Origin of the sequence: Cupriavidus sp. BIC8F, from assembly GCF_032465815.1 — a bacterium.
GTDB lineage: Bacteria > Pseudomonadota > Gammaproteobacteria > Burkholderiales > Burkholderiaceae > Cupriavidus > Cupriavidus necator.
In genome coordinates this window covers 3,236,677-3,257,081 of the sequence record NZ_CP136094.1, presented here as the reverse complement: position 1 = coordinate 3,257,081, position 20,405 = coordinate 3,236,677, and the positions used below count along the sequence as shown (strand labels likewise).

Genomic DNA, 20,405 nt, shown 5'->3' with positions numbered 1-20,405 from the left:
AATGGTGTCTTCGGTCAGGTCGCAGTCCACCCGCCATCCACCAGCAAGCTGTGGCCGGTGACATAGGAGGCCGCTGGGGACGCGAGGAAGATAGCGGCCCCTGCCACTTCATCGGTGGTGCCAAAGCGGCCGAGCGGAATGCGGGAGATCAGTCGAGGTCCGATATGGGGGTGTGAAGCCATCTCGGCTGTCAGGTCAGTCCCGACGAAGCCATACGCGATGGCATTGACGCGGATACCATGGTCGGCCCAGTCATAGGCCAGGGACTTCGTCAACTGCTCGACTCCCCCTTTGGACGCACAATAAGGAACCTGCCGCTTCAAGCCGATATGACCGGCGATGGAGCTCACGTTGATAATGGTGCCCGCGCGCTGCGCGATCATGCTCTCGCCCAGCAGCCGGCAGCAGTTGAACACTCCGGTCAGGTTGACTTCGATGATCTGGTTCCACGCCTCCGTCGAAGTCTTCTCCATCGCAGCATAGTGCGGATCAATGCCGGCGTTGTTCACCAGGATGTCTATCCGGCCGAGTTCCGCCAGCACCCTGTCGCGCACCCGCAGCACGTCCGCTTCCTCGGTCACATCCATCTGCAACGCCGTCGCGCGTCCATCGGCTTGCCGGATCGCGTCTACTGCGCTGTCGAGCGTTTGGGACGTGCGCCCGCAAAGCACCACCGTGGCGCCATGGGCAGCCATCGCCTCGGCAATCGCTCGGCCAATGCCTCGGCCACCGCCGGTCACTACGGCTACCTGGCCTTCCAGACTGAACAATGGGAATCGATTCATCATTGGCTCCGTACTCACGTGCGTCATGCCTGTCGTTCGTTGCGCAAGCAGCGCCGGGCGATTGCCCAGCGGTGCACTTCGGACGGGCCGTCGTAGATGCGGAACGCGCGAATCTCACGGAATACCCGTTCGACCACGGTGTCGCCGGTCAGGCCCATCCCGCCGAGGACCTGCACGCAGCGATCCGCGACGCGGAACAGCGCTTCCGAGCAGAAGACCTTGGCCATGCTGGATTCATGCCGCGCGTGCTGCCCCTGGTCCAGCAGCCAGGCGGTATGCCAGATTGCCAGACGGCACATATGCATATCGATCTCGTTGTCGGCCAGCATGAAGCCGACGCCCTCATGCTCACCGATCGGCTTGCCGAAGGCACGTCGCCGACCTGCGTATTGCACCGCGATATCGTGCGCGCGCCTGGCCGCACCCAACCAGCGCATGCAATGGGTCAAACGGGCGGGCGCCAGGCGTACCTGGGCATAGCGGAACCCCTGGCCCACCTCACCAAGAATCTGGTCGGCCGGCACGCGGCAACCCTCAAACACCACCTCCGCGTGTCCGCCGGGGAAGCTCGAGTCGATGCTGTCGATGATCCGGCTGACATGGATTCCCGGCGCATCCATATCGGTCAGAAACATCGTGGCGCCGCCGCCGTCGCCAGGCACACGGGCCATGACAATGCCGAAGGCTGCGCCATCCGCGCCAGTGATCAGCCATTTGCGGCCGTTGATCACGTAGTCATCGCCGTCTCGCTCCGCCGTGGTGAGCATCAGCTCCGGATCGGAGCCCGCGCCCGGCTCGGGCTCGGTCATGCAGAAGCAGGAGCGGATCTTTGCGCGGGCAAGCGGCTCAAGCCATCGGTGCTTGTGCGTTTCGCTGGCGACCGCCTCGAGCAGATGCATGTTTCCTTCGTCGGGTGCTGCACAGTTGAGCGCTAGCGGGCCCAATAGCGAGTAGCCAGCCTCCTCGAAGACCACGGCGCGTCCAAGGTGGGAAAGCCCGAGTCCGCCCCATTTCGGCGAAACGTGCGGCGCGAGCAGGCCCTTGGACCGAGCGAGCTCGTTCAGCGCGAGCCTGAGCGCGTCGGTGGGGCCATGCGGCCCTTGGCGCGAGTCCGCTTCCATTGGCATGATGTCGCTGCGGATGAATTGCGCCGTGCGTTCTCGCAATACCTGAAGTTCGGGGGAAAGTGCAAAGTCCATGTTTGGCGTCTCCGCTATGAGTGTTCGTGGATTCGGCTGCGAGAGTTTCAGAAACCCTGTCCGTGGGCGATGGCGTGGGCGAAGTCGAGGATGCCGTGACCAAGCTGCTCGAATTCTTCGAAACGCTCATCTCGTGTCGCGCCCGCCCGATAGCGGGCATGCAACTGGAGGAAGACCACAGCAAGCTTGAACAGGGCGAGCACCCGATGGAACCGGAAGTCAGACACGTCGCGCCCCGTCACGGAGGCGTAGGCGCGCACGACTTCCTGCCGGGTCGGGAATCCCTGCTCTGCTGTAGGCATCTGACGCAAGGCGTGCAGGGCCGGAGGATCCCCCTCCTCGGTCCAATAGCTCAGCAGCGTGGCGAGATCGAAAAGGGGATCACCCCGTGTCGACATGTCCCAGTCGAGCACTGCCCGCGGTTCCAGCGTCCGCGGGTCCAATATCACGTTGTCGAGTTTGAAATCGCAATGGAGCAGAGTGGGCGCGCCATCCGGCACCCGATTCTTTCGCAACCAGCCGGCCAGTTCGGTGATAACGGGTTGCGGCCGCATTTCGGTGGCAAGGTTTGCCCGACGCGCCCATCCTTCGATCGCTCGCTCAAGGAATCCGTCAGGCTTGCCGAGCTGCTCCAGGCCGACGTCGGCAGCATCGATGCTATGCAGCTGGGCCAGCAATTGCACCAGCGTGGCCGCGATTTTCGGTCCCACTATCGGTGCGTCCATGTCCGCCGGTAACTGACTGCCGATAGTCAGGCCAGGGCGGTACTCCATAATCAGGAAGTGCGCGCCCAAAACGGAGGGGTCAGCACAGTAGAGCAAGCTGCTTGGGGCGTAGGGAAAATGTGTCCAGAGCTTGCTCAGCACCTGGTGCTCCCGCGCCATGTCATTGGCACCTGGCGGAATCTGCCCCAGCGGCGGTCGCCGCAAGACATAGTGCCGTGCGTCGATCTCAACCAGATAGTTGAGATTGCCCAGGCCGCCTGCAAACTGCCGCGGCGCGGACTGCAGGTTCAGCTCGTGCCCTTGCGACCGCAGGTAGCCTTGCAAGCGTGGCCAGTCCAAGGCCACGGCTTCGTCCGCAGCCCGGAAGGATGCCGACGGGAGGACTGGAGGTTCGGCGCGCTCGCCTGTGGGAATGGAGCGATGAGCGATCGTCATGAGGTTGTTCCTGTGTTACCGGGGCGGCATCCGCAACGCGCCATCGAGCCGAATCGTCGTCCCGTTCAGCATGCGGTTCTCGATCACGTGGCAAGCCAGAGCGGCGTACTCCGCCGGGTCCCCAAGACGGCTGGGAAATGGCACCAGTTCTTCCAGCGCCACTTTGACCTCGCCGGAAAGGCCTGCCACCATGGGGGTACCAAAGAGGCCCGGAGCGATTGCCACAACGCGAATGCCACAGCGTGCAAGCTCGCGTGCCGCCGGCAAGACCATGCCTGCGACGGCTGCCTTCGAAGCCGCGTAGGCGACCTGGCCGACCTGCCCGTCGAAGGCTGCGATGGAGGCCGTATGTACGATGACGCCGCGCTCGCCATCCGGGCCGGGCTCGTTGTGCGACATGGCGTCAGCTGCCAGCCTGAGCACATTGAACGAGCCGGTCAGATTGACGCTGACTACGCGCTCAAAGCTACTCAATGCATGTGCGCCAGACTTGCCCAGGATTTTTTCGCCGTGGAGGATGCCAGCGGTGGTGATGACGCCATCAATCCTTCCAAATCGGCTGCTTGCCGCTGCCAGGACATTACCGACCTGCCCTTCATCAAGAACGTCGGCAATGGCGAGCGTGCATTTCGGACCGAAGCCGCTCTCGAGCGTGTCAAGTCCGTGGGCGGTGCGATCCGACACCGTGACGTTGGCGCCCCGCTCCATCAATGCGGTTGCAGTAGCCTGGCCGAGGCCAGATGCGGCGCCGAATACCACGAATGATTTGTTCTCCAATGACACGATTGCTCCTGTGAAATGTTGACTGTCCTTCCCCGGCTATCTCTGGAGACTTGGACACTTGGACTTCTCGAGCGGCAGGAACGCCTGATCCCCGGGAATGACCTGACGCACGTGGTAGTAATCCCATGGGTATTTGGATTCCGAGGGCTTCTTCACCTGCATCAGATACATGTCGTGCACCATGCGGCCGTCGGAGCGCAACTTGCCATTGCGAGCAAACATGTCCGACACCGGCGTCGCGCGCATCGTTTTGAGAACGGCTTGCGGTTCATCCGTTGCCGCCCCGGCTACGGATTTCAGGTAGTGCAGCACTGCCGAATAGACCCCGGCCTGCACCATGGTCGGCATGCGCTTCTGGGTGGCATAAAAGCGCTTCGACCAGGCGCGGGTCTGGTCATCGAGATCCCAGTAGAACCCTTCCGTCAGGTACATGCCCTGGGCCTTTTCCAGCCCCAGGCTGTGCACGTCGGTAATGAACATCAGGGTCGCGGCAAGTGCCTGCTTCTTCGTAATGCCGAATTCGACTGCTTGCTTGATGGCATTGGTGGTGTCGTTGCCGGCATTGGCCAGTGCAATCACCTTGGCCTTGGAAGCCTGCGCCGCAAGCAGATACGAGGAAAAGTCGGTTCCCGGAAACGGATGGAGGGTATGGCCGACTATCTTGCCGCCATTGGCGACGATGACATCGGACGCGTCCTTCTCGAGCGCGCGTCCGCCTGCGTAGTCAGCTGTGATGAAGTACCACGTATCGCCGCCCCGTTGCAGGACGGCCTTGGCCGTTCCCGTTGCAAGTGAATAAGTGTCGTATGTCCAGTGAAGTGCCGTCGGGGTGCAGTCTTCATTGGTAATCCGGGTGCTTGCGGCGCCGGAAATAATCACCATGCGGCCCTTTTGCTGGGCCAGCTTCACTACAGCAAGCCCCGTGGATGACGCTGGGACGTCCGCAATCATGTCTACCTTGCGCTCATCGAACCAGGTCCTTGCCGTGTTCGAGGCCACATCCGGCTTGTTCTGGTGATCCGCTGAAACGAGCTGGATCGCAAAGGCCGGCTTATGTGCTGCCTTGAAGTCTTCGATTGCCATTTTGGCGGCAAGCACGGAGCCCGACCCTGACAGGTCCGAGTAAATGCCCGAGAGATCGGTAAGGACACCAATCCGGACCTCCCCGTCCGAGATCGGCGATTGCTGCGCGAATGCCGGAACAGACGGAAACGCGATCGCGCAGCACAGCGATGCGCCCAATACGTAATTTTTCATCTCGGTGTCTCCTGTGGTTTCCGCTCAGCAATCACCTACGGCATTGTCCCGGCAGAATTATGTGTGTCAGAATGTCTGTGTGTCTGACACAGAGATTAGTGGACAAGAAGCCTTGGGCAAAGTGTTTTTTAATTAGGGTTTTCCATCGGGGGCTCGGAGGTTCAAGCGGCTGTCAGCCGTTCCCAACCGGTCGGGCGCCACAAGAGTGGACGGAAACCCATTTGACATCGCGGAAACGGCTGGATAGTCTGATAGTCAGACAATGGCCCGAACCGCAGCTGGAGCGACGTGATAGGGACGCGCATACGACATGGCCTTGTGCAACGCACGAAAGGCCGAAATCCGAGAGTGGATATGGACGCCCAATTCGAGAAGATTAAGAAGACCCCCGCCTACCGCGTGCTGGCCGAAGCCATGATCGCGCAGATACTTGACGGCCGGCTACGCGAGGGCGAGCAGTTGCCGACCGAAGCCCGGTTGTGCGAAATGTTCGGGGTCAATCGCTCTACAGTCCGCGAAGGCATCCGGGTCCTGGAGGAAGCGAATCTCCTGCGCCGCGAGCACGCGAAGAAGATGGTGATCAGCCGACCATCCGACGGAGAAGTCGGCAAGCAGCTTGAAAGGGCCCTGGTACTTCATGAAATCAGCTTCCATGAATTGTGGGAGGCGATGTCAACCCTTGAGCCGACCCTAGCGCGGCTCGCCGCGGCGAAGGCGGATCTTGCGTCGATTGAGCGGCTTGAAGAGAATCTTCGCGAGACACAAGTCGCCCTGGATCAGGGACGAAGCCTGGTGGAACTTGATGTCGAGTTCCACAACATCGTTGCAACGATGAGCGGGAACCGGGCGCTTGTGCTCGCCCGCGATCCACTCAGCCGGCTGTTCTACCCGTCCTTTGAGGCGGTCATGACCCTGGTGCCCGCTGCAGGCCAGCGATTGCTCGACGCGCATCGGGCAATCCTTGCCGCGATCCGCAAGGGCGACGCGGATGCGGCCCATTCGTGGATGCACAAACATGTTTGCGATTTCAAGCGCGGCTATGAGCTAGCGAATCTGGACGTGGGCGCACCCATTACTGCTTCAGCGAGCCGACGTCCCCCCAAGCGGACCAGCCCCGCCCCGGCGGACGCCTGAGGCGAGCCAGAGCAGACAGCCTTTCGAAAATGCATGTCGTCTGGCTCTGGCGCAGAGCGTAAAAAGTGACTTCCAAGCCATCGTGGCTTTGGCACTAGATCGACGGAGGCAATCCATCGAGGATCTTATCCAGGGTGATGGGAAATTCCCGCACGCGGACGCCCGTTGCATTGAACACGGCATTGGCAATCCCCGCGCCGGAGCCACAGACCCCTAATGAGGGCCGGCCGGGATTCGCAGTAGGGTCATGCCCTGAGTTGGTCTGTCAAGTTCTTTTGTTTCTTCCGCGTCCGCCCGTGGACAACGACGCTGCCCACAGCGCAAAGCTGTGGACAGCCGCCTGACGGCGGTTCCATCGTTGCCCACCGGCTCCCCGCGAGCTTCGCCTTCGGCCTGACGCGCCGCTGCGCGGCTTGCCCCAATTAGATAAAGCAGCAAGAGCTCCCTCTTATCCGGACAGACCGAGCTTGCCGAGAAGCGACGAACTGCGCTTGCCCAGGGCTTTCAGGTAGACCGTCTCGTTGTACGGTGTGCGCGTCTGCCAGCATCGGTACAGGATGCGGATCCACTTGAATGCAAGTGCTCGCACCGCGACGTGGTGTGAGCTGCCCTTCGCGCGCTGCTGCTGGTAGTAGGTACCCGCCCAGAATGACCGAGGGATGGTCTGGGCAGCCCACTCAACGAAGGTCTGCCGCAGGAATTTCGGACACTGCAGGCGCCAGTGAACCCAGCTCTTCTTCCCGCTCCGCTCAGTCACCGGGGCAATACCCGCGTACTTCTGCAATTCATCTGCACTCCTGAAACGCTCCCGCTGCTCACCGAAAGCAGCAAGCAGGCGCGGGGCAAGCTGAGGGCCAGCACCGGGCAGGGTCTCGAACAGCGCGTAGTCAGGCAGCGTGCATGCTACCCGCGCAATCTCCCGATCGAACTGCACGATCGCAGCCAGCACAGCGCGCAGCTGTGCGACCAGTGCCAGCACGTGCAAGCGGCACGGGCCGATGATGGCCGGGTCGTCAGTCAGCGCCGTCGCGCCGCGGATGGACGCCAGGCGCGCGCTGATCCGCCTTGTGCTGCGGCAGTGGTGAGCATGGAAGAATGTCTCCAACGTCGGCGTGCGCGCCTGCCTGACTGACCGCAGCGTCGGCCAGCGGTCGAGAAAGTCGCAGAACAGCACCGTGCCCCGGTCATCGAACCATTCCAGCGCCTGCGGGTAGTACTGCTTGAGCGTGTCGCACAGCCGGTTGGTCAGCCGGGTCTGGTCGCCAACCAGCTGCCGGCGCCGCTCAACCAGGCTCGTCAGCGAGCGCATCGCAGCACTCTGCGGCCTGAGAGGACTGAAACGCTCCGGATGGCGCACCAGCAGGTCCAGCGCCAGTTCTGCATCGGCTGGATCATCCTTAGCGCCACTGGGCTGGAACGCCTCGCGATACTTGGCCAGGGTCGCCGGGTTGATGGGAAATAGCACGAGGAAGTCATACTTCTGCAGCGCGGCGACGATCGGCCCCTTCGCCAGTTCAAGGGCCACCGCAATCGGGCCGCCGAAGCGGCGGTGCAACGCGTTTGCCCATTCATCGATCGCCTCGACCTGATGCGCAATACAGCCAGACTCGTGTCGGGTGTCGCCCGCCGCTTGCACGCAGATATCGTGCTTTGTGTCGGCCCAGTCGATACCGACCCAGGCCGTGAATGGCTGCTCCATTAGCGGTGACATGTGGACCTCCGCAGTGGTAGATTACGTGAAGGGACGTGCATGCCTGCGTTCAGCGAAGGCGATATAGCAAGCCGGTGCGACGGCGAACCCTGAGTATTCGTTCGAACGCAGGCGCACCCGAGGACTCGAAGCTGACCCTAGGAGTTTGTCGGGCTTTGCAGTCTTCCGCAAGATGACGTTGTCCGAGATAATCGCTGGCGCACAACCAAAGACCTACCCGATGAGCCGCTTCGTTCCCGTAGACCGAGATACCGCGTACCTGTTGCCGCCCTCAGTGGACGAATGGCTGCCCGATGATCACTTGGCGCGCTTCGTAGTCGAAGTCATCGAGCAGCTCGATCTGAGCGAACTGACACGCCAATACGCGGGCCGGGGTTCGGCGGCGCACCATCCCGCCGTGTTGCTGGGCTTGCTGATCTACGGCTATGCCAATGGCGTGCACTCGAGCCGCAAGCTCGAACGCGCGACCTACGACTCGGTGGCCTTCCGCTATGTGGCAGCCAACACCCACCCGGATCACGACACGCTGGCGACGTTCCGGCGTCGATTCCTGAAGGAGGTGGAGGCGCTGTTTGTGCAGGTGCTGGTGCTGGCGCGCGAGATGAAACTGCTCAAGCTCGGGCACATTGCGCTGGACGGCACCAAGATCGACGCGAACGCGAGCAAGCACCGCGCCCTGTCGTGGGGTCATGCCCAAAAGATCGAGGCGCAGTTACGACAGGAAGTGCAGGCCCTGCTTGCGCTGGCCGAGAACAGCGACCGCGCAGCCATCCCGGATGGCATGGACGTGCCGGCGGAGATCGCTCGACGCGAAGACCGCTTGAGCGCGATGGCGCTGGCCAAGGCAAAGATCGAGCAGCGCGCCGCCGAGCGTCATCAACTCGAACAGCAGGAGTACGAGGCCAAGACGGCTAAGCGCAAGTCTCAGCGGGACGCTGGCAAGAAGCCGCGCGGCAAGGATCCCGAGCCACCAGAGGCGGGGCCCAAGGATGGCGATCAGGTGAACCTCACGGATGAAGAGTCACGCATCATGCCCGTCTCGGGGGTGGCTTCGAACAAAGCTACAACGCGCAAGCCGGGGTAGACACAGAGACGATGATGGTGGTCACCCAGCACGTGAGCCAGGCGTGCAACGACAAGCGCGAAGTCGTGCCCACGCTGGAGCAGATCGCGGCGTTGCCTGCGGTGCTGGGCGAGGTGCGCACGCTGATCACGGACAACGGCTTCTTCAGTCAGGCCAACGTGATCGCGTGCCACGATGCAGGGATCGAGCCGCTGCTGGCGCTAAGGCGGGAGCCGCATCATGCCCCTGTGCTGGAGCGCTTTGCCCCCGATGTGCCGCAGCCCCAGACCACGGACCCGGTTGTGCAGATGGCGCACCGACTGGGCACACAAGCCGGGCGCGCCCTCTACAGCTTGCGCAAGCAGACGGTGGAGCCGGTGTTCGGCATCATCAAACGGGTAATGGGTTGGCGCCAGATGAGCATGCGCGGGCTGGACAAGGCGCAAGGCGAATGGAGTCTTGTGACCATGGCCTGGAACATCAAGCGCATGCACGTTCTGCGAGCGGTTGGATAGCAAAGTGCGCCTCGACTACCCAAAGCCGAGCCCCTAAGGCGCTCCAATGTGCCATCACAGTGCCTCGTCAACCATCAAGAGCGTTCGATCAGCGCGATTGCCGTCCAAAAATCTCGTCGCACCGATCATTCGGATTCGCCCGGGCTCAAGTCCGACGGACTCCTAGAAACGTCAGTACGTTACGAAAACTTATTCGTAGCCCACGGGTGCATGTCCCGCCTTCGCCGGCAGCTACCTGCCGGCTGTGACCAGTATCACCGAATGCGAGACAGCTTCCCTATATCGAGAACTAGGGGTCATCGTCCTTCTCGTGCAGATTGATACGGTTGGGCTTCAAAAACGCTTGTGATTCAAGAGCTTGCAGAAGAAGCGATTTCTCAATTGAAGCGAAACCGGAAAGCCTTGCTGGAAGCGGCTTCCCGGGCAGTCACCGTTACATTTTGCACGTTTCGAACGATTACCCCTACCTGGACAACAACCGGCACTTCATAGTGAACTACGGTGACCGCTATCGGCATGGGGAGCCCATTGCATCAGGTTTTGTCGAGTCAGCTGTCAACCAGGTGGTCAGCAAGCGGTTCGTCAAACGACAGCAGATGGCCTGGCGGCCTCGGCATGCGCACAACCTACTGCAAATCCGGACGGCCGTGCTCAATAACCCAATAACCCAATAACCAGCTCCGGTCTTATGTTGAAAGCTGGTATCCGTCCATCGCCGGAGAAGAAGACCACCGCCTTGCGCTTTAGTTAGCCCCCCGTTTGGCGCGGTCTCGCCACTGAGGAGACCGCGCCCCGCTGCTCGGCGCGCTACTTGGGCGAGCACGCGCCCCGCCTGCACGCCGCCTTCAGCTCGGCGATCTCATCGTGGTGGGTATCGGTCTGGACGCGCGTGAGCAGGCGCACGCTGCCGGCGTCGATTCGCAACGCATCCACTTCCAGGTATTTTCCCGAGCCGGCGGTGAGCTTGGAGAGAACCAGCGCCTGGGTGCCGTCGCCGGTGATGTCCGCGAACTTCACGCGCAGCTTGCCGTCATCCCTAAAGATGGTGCCGTTGCGCGAGAAGACCGCGCCGGCGTCGAAATGCAGGAGCTGCGCATCCTTGAACACGGCGACGCTGTAGCTGCCCATCGAGGCCGCTTCCAGATCGCCCTCGGACAGCACAGCCACCCGCTGGTCCGGCAGCGTGATCGCGACACCGTCCTTCGCCATCGCGGGCAGGCCCGCGAACCCGATCGAGGCGGCAGCGCAACAAATCAGAACGCCCTTCTTCACAGGATCCTCCTTCGGCATGGCTCAGGGTCATGCTCGGCATTGCACACGTAGCCGAACGAAGAATCAAGAGGCGTGCGGGCCGGCGCGCCGTGCGTGCGCGCGGACTCTGATAAAGGCGCTGCGGGGCGCCAAGTGGCACTTATGGCATGGCTGCCCCTATCCAGCGTTACGCCGACTGGAAAGCCTGGGCTGGGATCTGGATACTGAGGCCAGTGCCGAAGAGGCCAAGCTCGTCGACAAACTCGAGGAGTTCATCGTCTACCTGGACAACAGTCGGAGCTGCATCGTGAACTACGGTGACCGCTATCGGCATGGGGAGCCCATTGCATCAGGGTTCGTCGAGTCGGCCGTCAACCAGGTGGTCAGCAAGCAATTCGTCAAACGGCAGCAGATGGCCTGGCGGCCCCGGGTCGCGCACAACCTGCTACAAATCCAGACAGCCGTGCTCATTGACCAACTCCGATCGTACGTTGAACGATGGTACCCCTCCATCGCCGCAGAAAAAGATCGCCGCCTTGCCACGTAGTCTGCCCCCGATTTGCCTCGCCCTCAGGGAGAATGATCCCATCCAGTGTGGGAAGTCCGCTACCTGAAGCAGGTCATCGCGACGCGCGGCATAGCCTGGTCCCTTGTGCCGATCACGTCGATGACGAGTGTGCCCCTACAGGTTGGCAAGAACAATGCCAATGACGACATCGTGATCCGGCATATTCAGCGCCCAATTACTTCGGCACGGCACGCACCAGGCTCTGACCGTGGACGGTCGCCTCAGGCGGCATGACGAAGAAGTGATAGTCCAGCGGATTGAGCGCGGACATCGGCGTTTCGAGTTTGGCGGCGAGTCCCGGGTCGGGCGACCAGTTGCCATAGGCGAGCCTCGCCGTGAGATCCACCGAATCCACGCGCGCATACACGGCCGTGGCGGGATACAACTCTGCGGTGTTCGGTGCCGGGGGCGGCGCTTTTTTGTGCGTGGTCATCTGGACCTCCGCTTTCTCCTGTGCTGCGAGACAGCATAGGCGCCGGGCGGCTATCCATGAAGGGAAAATTTTGGAGTCGCCATGTCTGAGCAGCTCTTCCAGAATGTGCTCGACACGGGATGGGATGTCCGCGGCGGCTGATTGGAGTATGGTCGTCGCCAACGAGCACTCCGGATTGAGCCGGCGGTCTGTCACTACCGCTTGGTGGTTGACGCTGGCGGCGCGAGAGGCTCGTCGATGACGGGGGTCATCGTACTTTCCCTGCCAAAAATGGCAGTAGCAGTCGGCAGAGCCGCGATGACCCCTTGCCAGACTCCCGGCGCACTCAGAACCTGTGCCGGACGCCTAAGGCGACGCCAAACATGTTGCTCTGCCCGTTGCCGAGGACATAGCTGTTACCTAACGACAGGCTGTTGGCAAAGAAGGTCGCCAGCGAATCGAGCATCAACCCGGCGTTCTTGGCATAGGCCGTGGTCAGGTAGATATCTGTGCGTTTGGACAGCGAGTAGTCGGCCACGAAGGAGATCTGCCACGGGTTGGCCACGCTCGTGTTGCCGAAAAGGTTCTTGATGTCGTCGTAGTTGTACTCGAGCGTGAGCGCGAGCGCCGGCGTGACCTGGTAGTTGGCCCCGATCCAGTAGAAGTCATCGCGCTGGATCAGGACATCGGCCGCGTTCTTGTTCTGGCCCCAGCGGTAGCCTCCCATGATCTTGGCGGGGCCGAACGCATAGCTGGCGCCTACCACGGCCTTCTTGATGGTGCCGGTGCCGGTGCCGATGGTGGGATTCCACTGGTCATAGCCGGCCGTCGCGGCGAACGGGCCGAACGTGTAAGCCAGTGCCCCGCCATATGCGGTGTCGCGTCGGAACTGCCCCGGGACTTCGCCATTGCCGCCGATCGGGATGGGGAACCCTACCGAGGCGGGCAGGGCCACCCCGGCGCCGAAGGACCAGTGCGCGAGGGCAGTCAGCCCCCCGAACTTCCCGGTGTACTTGATGGTGTTGTCCTCGCGGTAGTTGGGGCCGGACTGCATGACGACCGGCTCATACTGCGTGGCATAGGCAGTTGGAGAGAAGTTAGCCAAGGCCTCGAACATCGAGGTGTACTGCCGGCCCAGGCTGACCTGGCCGAAGCGGTCGCTCTGGACACCCACGAACGCTTGGCGGCCGAACAGACGGCCGCTCTGCTGCGACAGGCCGGAATCGAGGCCGAAGCCGCTTTCCAGCACGAAGATAGCCTTAATTCCGCCACCCAGATCCTCGTTGCCGCGCAGGCCCCAGCGCGAGCCGGAAAGTCCGCCGGAAGTCAGTCGGTAGGCATCGTTGCCCGGTCCGGGGTTGAATCCGTTCGCGGCCGTCGGCACGACGCCCGCGTGGTTGACGTATTCCACGTTGGCGTCGATCACGCCGTACAGCGTGACGCTTGACTGCGCAATGGTTGCCAGCGGCCATCCCAGCAGAGACGCCAAGGCCGTCCTTTTCAGTGACATGCTGTTCTCCTCTCTTCTCTTTTTTCCTTGGTGCCAGACTATCAAGAGCGCATCAGAACCCTCATCAATGCGGACTCTACGCCGATTACCTCCTCGCGCATTGCGCAAGAGGTGATTAACGGTAGCGTGCAAAGCTTGCATGCTTTGCAATCCAAGTTGTCGTCCCGAGAGTTCGATGAAGCGGTGGACCTCATGATGGAAGCGCCTGCCATCTGGCTGGTAGCCACGCGGCGGTCGTTTCCTGTGGGTGCCTACTTAGCTTACTCCCTACAGCACACAGAAAAGCCCATCCATTGGCTTCACGGCCTGGGCCACATGCAGCAGGGCGAACTGCGTGCTCTAAAAAAAGGGGATGTGCTCATCGCCGTCTCTTTTGAACCATATGCCGCCGAAACTCTTGAGGTCGTCGACACAGCGCTAAGCCGCGGTGCCCGACTGCTTGCCATAACCGACAGTCAGCTCAGTCCGCTTGTTTCCCGCGCGGATGCTGTATTACTGGCGCAGGAAGCCAGTACCTTTGGATTTCGCTCTCTCACAAGCACACTCTGCCTAGCGCAATCCCTCTTTCTTGGTCTCGCATACCGTATGGAACTAGCTGGGCCCGCAGGGGCAAGAACAGAGCCGTGAAGGTTGATGCCGTATTGAGCGGGCGTAGTTTCCCGTCGCCTCGCTCACTCCAGGGTCGTCGTCCCTTTCGTGTTGATTGATACGGTAGGCCCCCACAAACCATGTGATTCAATACGGACGTTCTGGGGCCAAGTAGTCATTGCGCATGGCCTTCGGCAATGGCACGAGCGCCGCGGAGAGATTCGACATGGTGGTCAGCGGGTGACACGACACTACTATGACCTACGCAGCACGCTCGAAACGGCCAAGCGCAGTGGATGGCACATGCGTGATGACCTGGCCAGGGACTGCGCCAATCCATCCCGCTTCAAAAGAACGGTGTCCTCCCGAGCCATGGCGCGCTTGCCGGTATCGGTTGTCTGGCCGAGCGGCGCCACGCTGCATGCCAGCCGCACGGCGGCGCCCGGATCGGCAGAGAAGCTGCGGCAGCCCGGATAGGTGGACGGCACCGCCACCTCCGCCGGTGGCAGTTGCACCCGACACCGGCGACTGCCCTTGCCCCAATACGGTCAGTCATCAGCCTTCCACACAGCTCGCGCTTGCCACGCGGCAAATTGACCCACGCCTGGTCGTCCAGGCTAGCCCCGCGAGTTCCGTCCGACGCAACCCCGTCGCGTACAGCACCGGCAGCGCCCAGCTGTAGGCTCCGGATCGCCGAGGTGGCGGGCCGCACGGCGAGGCGCTCACGCACTTGGGTCCACTAGCCCGTCGGATAGGTTGTGGCCTAAGAGACGCGGTCAGGGGTCAGGCCCTTTTTCGGGCCGAGAGAATGTGTGCCAACGCACCGTCAGTGATCCGTCGTGGACGCTTGCGCCGCCTATCATCAGGCAACAACAAGAAGAGGCGTCTATGAAGAACCTGTTCGGCGGTAGCATGCAGGTCGAAGACCACGTTCAGAACACCTACAAGAGCTTGCGGCTGGGTCTGGCCGTGCTGGCGATCGCCCTGCCCGTGCTGCTGTATGGCATCGGCAAGGGCCTCTACGGCCTTGAGCTGCAGCGCTCTATGAGCGCTTACTTCTTCGCCGCCACGGCCCGACAATGCAGCCTCTTTCCCCTGCGCACCGTCTTTGTCGGCGTCCTGTGCGCCATCAGCGTTGGCCTGTATCTCTACAAGGGCTTCAGCTGGCAGGAGAACCTCGCTCTCAATGCGGCGGGGATTTTCGGGACCTGCGTCGCCCTCTTCCCTGAACGGCTCGACCCGGACGACGCTCGGCTGGTGGGGTTGTTCCGCGCCTGTCCGGACCTCGTTGCCGTGGCCGCAGCCCAGCAGGGGGCAATGCCGGTCCACTTCCTCGCCGCGGGAGCCATGTTCGCGTGCCTCGCCTACGTGGCCATCTTTCGTGCCAAGGACACGCTCCAGTACCTGCCGTTGGAGAAGACCGATGATGCCCGTGAGCGCAGGAAGCGTCGTTATGCGCGCACGTACCGCGCCCTCGGTGGCCTCATGGTGGCGTTCCCCCTCGTCGGGCTGGTGCTGAGCTGGGTAATGGGTCAGCGCTACGCGGCCGTGTTTTTTGTTGAGGCGGCCGGCATCTGGACCTTCGGGGCCTACTGGATCGTGAAAAGCAAGGAGATGGCCCGGTCGACCAAAGGCGAGAGACAAGTCGCCGAGAAGATGACCGCTGACAAGGGACTTGCCGACGCCCACGCGACGCCATCGGCCTCGCCGGTGTTCGGACACGAGACCTCTTAGGGGTCATGAAGCTAGCAAGACGGAATGCCGCTTGCGGCAAGGCGTATCAGGTTACTTTGTGCCGCGTACCCTCTAGTCTTACAAGTAACTGATCTTGAATGGCTTTTAGCGCCGAGCCGATAGAATTTGCATCAAGATCGCGAGCGTCTGCCGGTCCTGCGCCTGCTCGGTGGCCACGAGCCAGTCCGTTAGCGCTGCGGCCTGGGCTTCGCCTGGGCACGGATTTCTGCTTGGGCCACCACCGCGGCGTCACAATTACCCGCCAGTCCTCCGCACTTGCAATGCATGCCTCTTCGAATAGTGGGCGTGACTGACGTCTCCGCGGCGTACCAATGCCTTTGCACGATGGTGAGGGATCCGCTTTGCCGGATAGGCGGCCTGCAGCATCGCGCCAGTCAACGCCTTGCCTTCCAGCCAGTTGCGAATTGCATTCAGATCGGCTGAGCGCTTCCTGTTAGATGCTGCGCCTAACAGTACGATGATCACCGGACCGCTACCGAGGTTGGCCTTGATCACAATGCAGTGGCCCGCTTCGTTGATAAAGCCTGTCTTTGATAGCTGGATGCCCCATTCTGGCTCACGCACCAGACCCACGGTATTGCGATAGCGCAGCGACCGCCTGGCTATGTCGATGCTATCGCTTGAAAGCGTGGTGAATTCGCGAATCAGCGTGTAGTGGGCGGCAGCGTCAGCCATTGTCAGAAGGTCGCGCGCGCTGGATACGTTGCGTGGCGACAGTCCGGTCGGATCCTCAAATCGGGTGCGATGCATGCCCAGTGCGCTTGCCTTCGTGTTCATTCTTGCCACAAACGCGGGCTTCCCGCCGACCAGGGCGGCGCGCGACAAGGCGGAGGCCGATCGGTTCTCCGACGCCATCAGCGCCAGGCGCAGCATCTCACCGCGCGCGAGCGTGGCACCGACCGGAAGGCGGGAACGTGAATGCTTGACCAGGTCGACGTCAGCAGGCGCAATGGTCAGGGGTTCATCCAGTGCCGGACGCTGGTCAAGCACGACCATCGCGGTCATCAGCTTTGTCAGCGAGGCGATTGGCGCGACTTCGTCCGCGTGCTTCTCCAGCAGGATCCGGCCTTCTCCTGTGCCGTAGACAATAGCGCTGCGTGAGTACAAATCGGGCATCGCTGCGCCGCCGCTAAGCGGCATGAAGGACAGGATTAGCCAAACGGCGAGTCTCTTCATCTCGGCCTGACCAGGGAGAGGGCAACGGCACCCACAGCGCGCAATCTCACCGCACCACCCGGTGCCGCGCATCCGCGAGCAAGTTCGTACTGCAAATTTATTATTGCAGGTCGCTCCGTTAGCTACCAGTGCAACGCAGCGGGAGCGCAGCTTTGTCCCTGACTGGTCTTATCCGACCCGGAAAAACTCCACGCTCTGCCCCGCATTGACCGCCCGCTTCAGCCACGACGGCATCTCCCCCTGCCCGTCCCAGGTCAGCCCCTCGGCATTGCGGTAGCAGACCACCGGCGGCGGCGGGGGCGGCGGTGGCGGGGGCGGATCGAAGCACCCCGCCGCCTTGAGCTCCTCCATGGTCAGGCCGTAGTCGGCCATTTGGTCCTGGATCCAGCGGATCGCCGCTGCCCGCTCAGTTTTCGTTGTCATCCCTGCTTCTATCGTTACCGTCGCTGTTGCCGTGGCCGTCTTCCAGAGGGAGAGTCGGGGCCGGTGCGCTCTGTTCTTCGCCCTGCGCTTCGTGCGGCTGCTCATTCACCGCTTGCGCCGGGCGGGCCTTGCCCCGCCGCCTGCCCCCGCCGTCCCGCTCATGCAGCGCCCCGCGCAATTCTGCCAGCAGCTGACGCGCGAGCGCCGCCTCGGCTTCGGCGCGCTCGGCCCGTCGTTGCGCTGAAGCCAACTCGTTGCCCACCCGCTCGAGCTCGAGCGCGTGCCGCCCTTGCGCCTGCTCGGCGGCCGCGAGCCGGTCCCCGAGCGCGGTGGCCTGGGCTTCGAGCCGGGCGCGGACCTCGGCCTGCGCCACCGCGGCGTCGCGCGCCTCGCTGCGCGCCGCAGCCAGTTCGCCGCGCAATTCTTCCGCGGTGCGCTCGCTCTTCTGGCGGGCCGTGCGTTCCTGGTCGAGCTCGCGCAGCGCGCGCCGCTCGCTGGCCTCGGCCCGCTCCTGGGCGATGGCCACCTGCTCGCGGGCGCGCTCGAGCTCGGTCGAGAATTGGGCGCGCAGGTCGGCCAGTTGGCGGCCTGCCGCCTCCAGTTCCCCCCGCCCCGCTTCCCATCGCGCCCGCGTGGCGGCGTGCGCCTGGCGTTCGGCCGCCAGGTCGGCCTGCACCGCGTCATACGCCTGGCGCGCCTCGCCCAGCTGCGCCGAGAGCGCCAGCGCGTCCTCGCGCGCCATTGCCGTCTCGGCGCGCGCGGCGTCCCGCTCGGCCTCGGCCGCATTCGCCGCGTCGCGGGCTTCCGCCCGGAGCGTGGCCAGTTCGGCGCTGGCGGCTTCGTTGGCGGCCTGCCAGATCGTCTGGATGGCCCCGGCGGCGATGTCCTTGAGCGCATCGGGCAGGTCCGGGTGGTCGATCGTGACGCGGGTGCGTCCGCGCAGCTCCTGCCAGAACTGCTGCAGCACCTCGGCGGGCGTGCCCATGCTGCCCTTGCGCACCAGGCTGTAGAGCTTGTTGGCGGTGGGCGTGACCCCATAGCGGAAGAACAGCAGGCCGCAGACCTCGCGGTACAGCGCGCGGGTTTCGGGGAAGCGGCTGCGCAGTTCGGCCAGGTCGGCCTGCAGGGCGGTGTCGGTCAGATCGAGGTCGGCGGTGGCCATCGGCAAAAAAGCGTCGCTCCAACCCCTAGAAAGCCTGGCGGCCCCGCTGCCCACCCCGCTCGAGCGCCTGCAACTGCCGGCCGCGCTGTCCGGCGCCGCCGGCAGCAACCGCGCGCCCATCAGCGCCACCCGCATCGCCGCGGCCGACGACCTCGCCGCCGTCACCGCCTGGCTCGCGCGCTATGCCGACAGCCCGGCGACCGTGAACGCCTACCGCCGCGAGGTCGAGCGGCTGCTGCTGTGGGCCGTGCTGCAGCTCGGCAAGCCGCTGTCGTCGCTGACGCATGAGGACCTGCTGGTCTATGAACGCTTTCTGGCCGACCCGCAGCCCGCCGCACGCTGGGTGCTCGCCGGGGGCAAGAAACTCGGCCGCGGCCACCCGGACTGGCGCCCGTATGCCGGGCCGCTGTCGCCGGCGAGCGTGCGCCACGCGCTGGTGATCCTGAACGCCCTCTTCGCCTGGCTCACCGAGGCCGGCTATCTGGCCGGCAATCCGTTGGCACTGGCGCGCCGCCGGCGCACGCCGACGCAGCCGCGCATCACGCGCTACCTGAGCCACGAGCTGTGGGACGCGGTCAAGGAAACGATCGAGGCGATGCCGGGGGCCACCGACCCCGCCACTGCGCGCGAGCGGCTGCATGCGGCGCGCTGCCGCTGGCTGTTGACCGTGCTCTATCTGGGGGGCTTGCGCGCGGCGGAGGTCACCGGCACCGCGATGGGGGCCTTCTTCTGCCGGCGCGATGCCCAGGGCGTCGAGCGTTGGTGGCTCGAGGTGACCGGCAAGGGCAACAAGGCCCGGCTGGTGCCGGCCACCGACGAGCTGATCGCCGAACTGGCGCGCTATCGCCGCGCCAACGGGCTGGCGCCCACCCCGCACCCCGGCGAGACGCGCCCGCTGCTGCTGCCGGTAATCGGCCGCGAGGGCCGCGAGCACCGTGACGAAGGCCTGTCACGCGGCGCGCTGCACCTGATTTTGAAGGAAGTGTTCGGCCTGGCGGCCGCGCGCCTGCGCGCGCGCGGGCCCGAATGGGCGGCACAGGCCGATGTCCTGGCCAGCGCCTCGGCCCACTGGCTGCGCCACACCGCCGGCTCGCACATGACCGACCGGCAGGTGGACCTGCGGTATGTGCGGGATAATTTCGGGCATTCGTCGCTCTCGACGACCAGCGGCTACCTGCACAGCGAGGAGGATGCGCGGCACGAGGCCACGCAGGCGCGGCATCGGATTGGCTGGACTCAAAAGAGGTAACGCCCCCCAGCTTCTCGGCGATTGCAGCAAAGCCAGCTTAAACCTGGTGAACGATACTTTCACGATCATGAAAGTTATTCTGCGACCGTTCCGCAGCCTAGGGTCGAGCGAGGCGTTTGCGGATACGAGAGACCGAGGTCTATCCGAAGCTGATGGCGCCGGACACACAGTGGCAGGTGTATCGCGAGTACTACTGCCCATCGTGCGGCACCATGCACGACGTCGAAGCGCCCACGCCGTGGTATCCGGTGATCCATGACTTCGAGCCAGATATCGAGGCTTTCTATAAGGAATGGGTGCACCTGCCGGTTCCGGAGCGCGCCCCGGACTGATCGCAGCGTGAAGAGCGGGGGCAGGCACTGCCTGTCCCCTTCGCCGAGACTTACAACACTGTCATCAAGCAGCAATGCATCGGTTGGCGCCGGATACATAGACTGCTTTGCACGGCGCGACGATCCGCGCGCCGCACAAATCAACTGGAGAGTGTCATGATGCCTACCCGCCGAATCCTCATTGCCGCCCTGCTGCTCACAGTACTGGGATCGGCAGCGCCCTTTGCCTCAGCTGCCGATCAACCCAGCGACGCCAACGGGACCCGCAGCACCAACCAGGTCCATCGCGAGCGCGACCCCTTCACGGACGGCGCCAACAACAGCGCGCGCGATCCATACCTCGATGGCGCCCATCTGCCCGCGCAAGCCTGA

17 protein-coding genes and 4 pseudogenes are annotated in these 20,405 nt (G+C 63.3%); 9 read left to right on the top strand and 12 right to left on the bottom strand.

The window, feature by feature from the left end:
- Nucleotides 1-14: 14 nt before the first annotated feature.
- From RS901_RS15075 to RS901_RS15055, 5 genes are read right to left on the bottom strand one after another with little or no spacing between them, the layout of a single operon-like run.
- Nucleotides 15-788 (bottom strand): glucose 1-dehydrogenase, encoded by a 774-nt coding sequence (locus tag RS901_RS15075; RefSeq protein WP_316149605.1) that lies wholly within the window; start codon nt 786-788, stop codon nt 15-17.
- A gap of 20 nt (nt 789-808) precedes the next feature.
- Nucleotides 809-1,984, bottom strand: a complete 1,176-nt coding sequence (locus RS901_RS15070) for an acyl-CoA dehydrogenase family protein (protein ID WP_316149604.1) — start codon at nt 1,982-1,984, stop codon at nt 809-811.
- A gap of 47 nt (nt 1,985-2,031) precedes the next feature.
- Nucleotides 2,032-3,144 (bottom strand): phosphotransferase family protein, encoded by a 1,113-nt coding sequence (locus tag RS901_RS15065; RefSeq protein ID WP_316149603.1) that lies wholly within the window; start codon nt 3,142-3,144, stop codon nt 2,032-2,034.
- A gap of 15 nt (nt 3,145-3,159) precedes the next feature.
- The gene (locus RS901_RS15060; RefSeq protein ID WP_316149602.1) at nt 3,160-3,927 is read right to left on the bottom strand and encodes an SDR family NAD(P)-dependent oxidoreductase; all 768 of its coding nucleotides are present in this window, start codon (nt 3,925-3,927) and stop codon (nt 3,160-3,162) included.
- A gap of 36 nt (nt 3,928-3,963) precedes the next feature.
- Nucleotides 3,964-5,184 (bottom strand): ABC transporter substrate-binding protein, encoded by a 1,221-nt coding sequence (locus tag RS901_RS15055; protein ID WP_316149601.1) that lies wholly within the window; start codon nt 5,182-5,184, stop codon nt 3,964-3,966.
- Nucleotides 5,185-5,538: 354 nt separating this feature from the next.
- Between RS901_RS15055 and RS901_RS15050 the strand changes: the two genes are divergently transcribed.
- Nucleotides 5,539-6,318 (top strand): FadR/GntR family transcriptional regulator, encoded by a 780-nt coding sequence (locus tag RS901_RS15050; RefSeq protein ID WP_316149600.1) that lies wholly within the window; start codon nt 5,539-5,541, stop codon nt 6,316-6,318.
- Between the two features lie 448 nt (nt 6,319-6,766).
- On the opposite strand, the gene RS901_RS15045 is transcribed toward RS901_RS15050, so the two are convergent.
- Nucleotides 6,767-8,017: an IS110 family transposase gene (locus RS901_RS15045; protein ID WP_316149598.1), complete on the bottom strand. Its 1,251-nt coding sequence runs from the start codon at nt 8,015-8,017 to the stop codon at nt 6,767-6,769.
- 232 nt (nt 8,018-8,249) lie between these two features.
- On the opposite strand from RS901_RS15045, the pseudogene RS901_RS15040 reads away from it, so the two are divergent.
- Both RS901_RS15040 and RS901_RS15035 read left to right on the top strand, forming a co-directional pair.
- Nucleotides 8,250-9,607: pseudogene (locus tag RS901_RS15040) on the top strand (IS1182 family transposase).
- A 464-nt stretch (nt 9,608-10,071) separates the two neighbouring features.
- Nucleotides 10,072-10,354, top strand: a pseudogene (locus tag RS901_RS15035) (ISKra4 family transposase); the annotation flags it as partial.
- Nucleotides 10,355-10,414: 60 nt separating this feature from the next.
- Here RS901_RS15035 and RS901_RS15030 read toward each other — a convergent pair.
- The gene (locus tag RS901_RS15030) at nt 10,415-10,879 is read right to left on the bottom strand and encodes a PliI family lysozyme inhibitor of I-type lysozyme (protein ID WP_316149597.1); all 465 of its coding nucleotides are present in this window, start codon (nt 10,877-10,879) and stop codon (nt 10,415-10,417) included.
- A 106-nt stretch (nt 10,880-10,985) separates the two neighbouring features.
- Here RS901_RS15030 and RS901_RS15025 point away from each other — a divergent pair.
- Nucleotides 10,986-11,405: pseudogene (locus tag RS901_RS15025) on the top strand (ISKra4-like element ISBte1 family transposase); the annotation flags it as partial.
- A 196-nt stretch (nt 11,406-11,601) separates the two neighbouring features.
- On the opposite strand, the gene RS901_RS15020 reads toward RS901_RS15025, so the two are convergent.
- Both RS901_RS15020 and RS901_RS15015 read right to left on the bottom strand, forming a co-directional pair.
- Nucleotides 11,602-11,859 carry a hypothetical protein gene (locus RS901_RS15020; RefSeq protein WP_316149596.1) on the bottom strand — a complete coding sequence of 86 codons (258 nt, stop codon included), beginning with the start codon at nt 11,857-11,859 and terminating at the stop codon, nt 11,602-11,604.
- A gap of 325 nt (nt 11,860-12,184) precedes the next feature.
- Nucleotides 12,185-13,348: a porin gene (locus tag RS901_RS15015; protein WP_316149595.1), complete on the bottom strand. Its 1,164-nt coding sequence runs from the start codon at nt 13,346-13,348 to the stop codon at nt 12,185-12,187.
- Between the two features lie 30 nt (nt 13,349-13,378).
- On the opposite strand from RS901_RS15015, the gene RS901_RS15010 reads away from it, so the two are divergent.
- Both RS901_RS15010 and RS901_RS15005 read left to right on the top strand, forming a co-directional pair.
- Nucleotides 13,379-13,975 (top strand): MurR/RpiR family transcriptional regulator, encoded by a 597-nt coding sequence (locus tag RS901_RS15010; RefSeq protein WP_316149594.1) that lies wholly within the window; start codon nt 13,379-13,381, stop codon nt 13,973-13,975.
- Nucleotides 13,976-14,824: 849 nt separating this feature from the next.
- Nucleotides 14,825-15,670: a hypothetical protein gene (locus tag RS901_RS15005; protein WP_316149593.1), complete on the top strand. Its 846-nt coding sequence runs from the start codon at nt 14,825-14,827 to the stop codon at nt 15,668-15,670.
- Between the two features lie 255 nt (nt 15,671-15,925).
- On the opposite strand, the gene RS901_RS15000 is transcribed toward RS901_RS15005, so the two are convergent.
- From RS901_RS15000 to RS901_RS14990, 3 genes are all read right to left on the bottom strand, one after another.
- Nucleotides 15,926-16,867 carry a serine hydrolase gene (locus RS901_RS15000; protein WP_316149592.1) on the bottom strand — a complete coding sequence of 314 codons (942 nt, stop codon included), beginning with the start codon at nt 16,865-16,867 and terminating at the stop codon, nt 15,926-15,928.
- 168 nt (nt 16,868-17,035) lie between these two features.
- Nucleotides 17,036-17,290, bottom strand: coding sequence for an H-NS histone family protein (locus tag RS901_RS14995; RefSeq protein ID WP_316149590.1), 255 nt, complete (start codon nt 17,288-17,290; stop codon nt 17,036-17,038).
- Nucleotides 17,274-18,452 (bottom strand): DNA-binding protein, encoded by a 1,179-nt coding sequence (locus RS901_RS14990; RefSeq protein ID WP_316149589.1) that lies wholly within the window; start codon nt 18,450-18,452, stop codon nt 17,274-17,276. The genes RS901_RS14995 and RS901_RS14990 overlap by 17 nt, the downstream gene beginning before the upstream one ends.
- On the opposite strand from RS901_RS14990, the gene RS901_RS14985 reads away from it, so the two are divergent.
- From RS901_RS14985 to RS901_RS14975, 3 genes and pseudogenes are all read left to right on the top strand, one after another.
- Nucleotides 18,451-19,701, top strand: a complete 1,251-nt coding sequence (locus RS901_RS14985; protein WP_316153517.1) for a tyrosine-type recombinase/integrase — start codon at nt 18,451-18,453, stop codon at nt 19,699-19,701. The genes RS901_RS14990 and RS901_RS14985 overlap by 2 nt on opposite strands.
- 131 nt (nt 19,702-19,832) lie before the next feature.
- Nucleotides 19,833-20,033 (top strand): annotated as a pseudogene (locus RS901_RS14980) (acetone carboxylase subunit gamma); the annotation flags it as partial.
- A gap of 156 nt (nt 20,034-20,189) precedes the next feature.
- Nucleotides 20,190-20,405: a hypothetical protein gene (locus RS901_RS14975; protein WP_316149588.1), complete on the top strand. Its 216-nt coding sequence runs from the start codon at nt 20,190-20,192 to the stop codon at nt 20,403-20,405.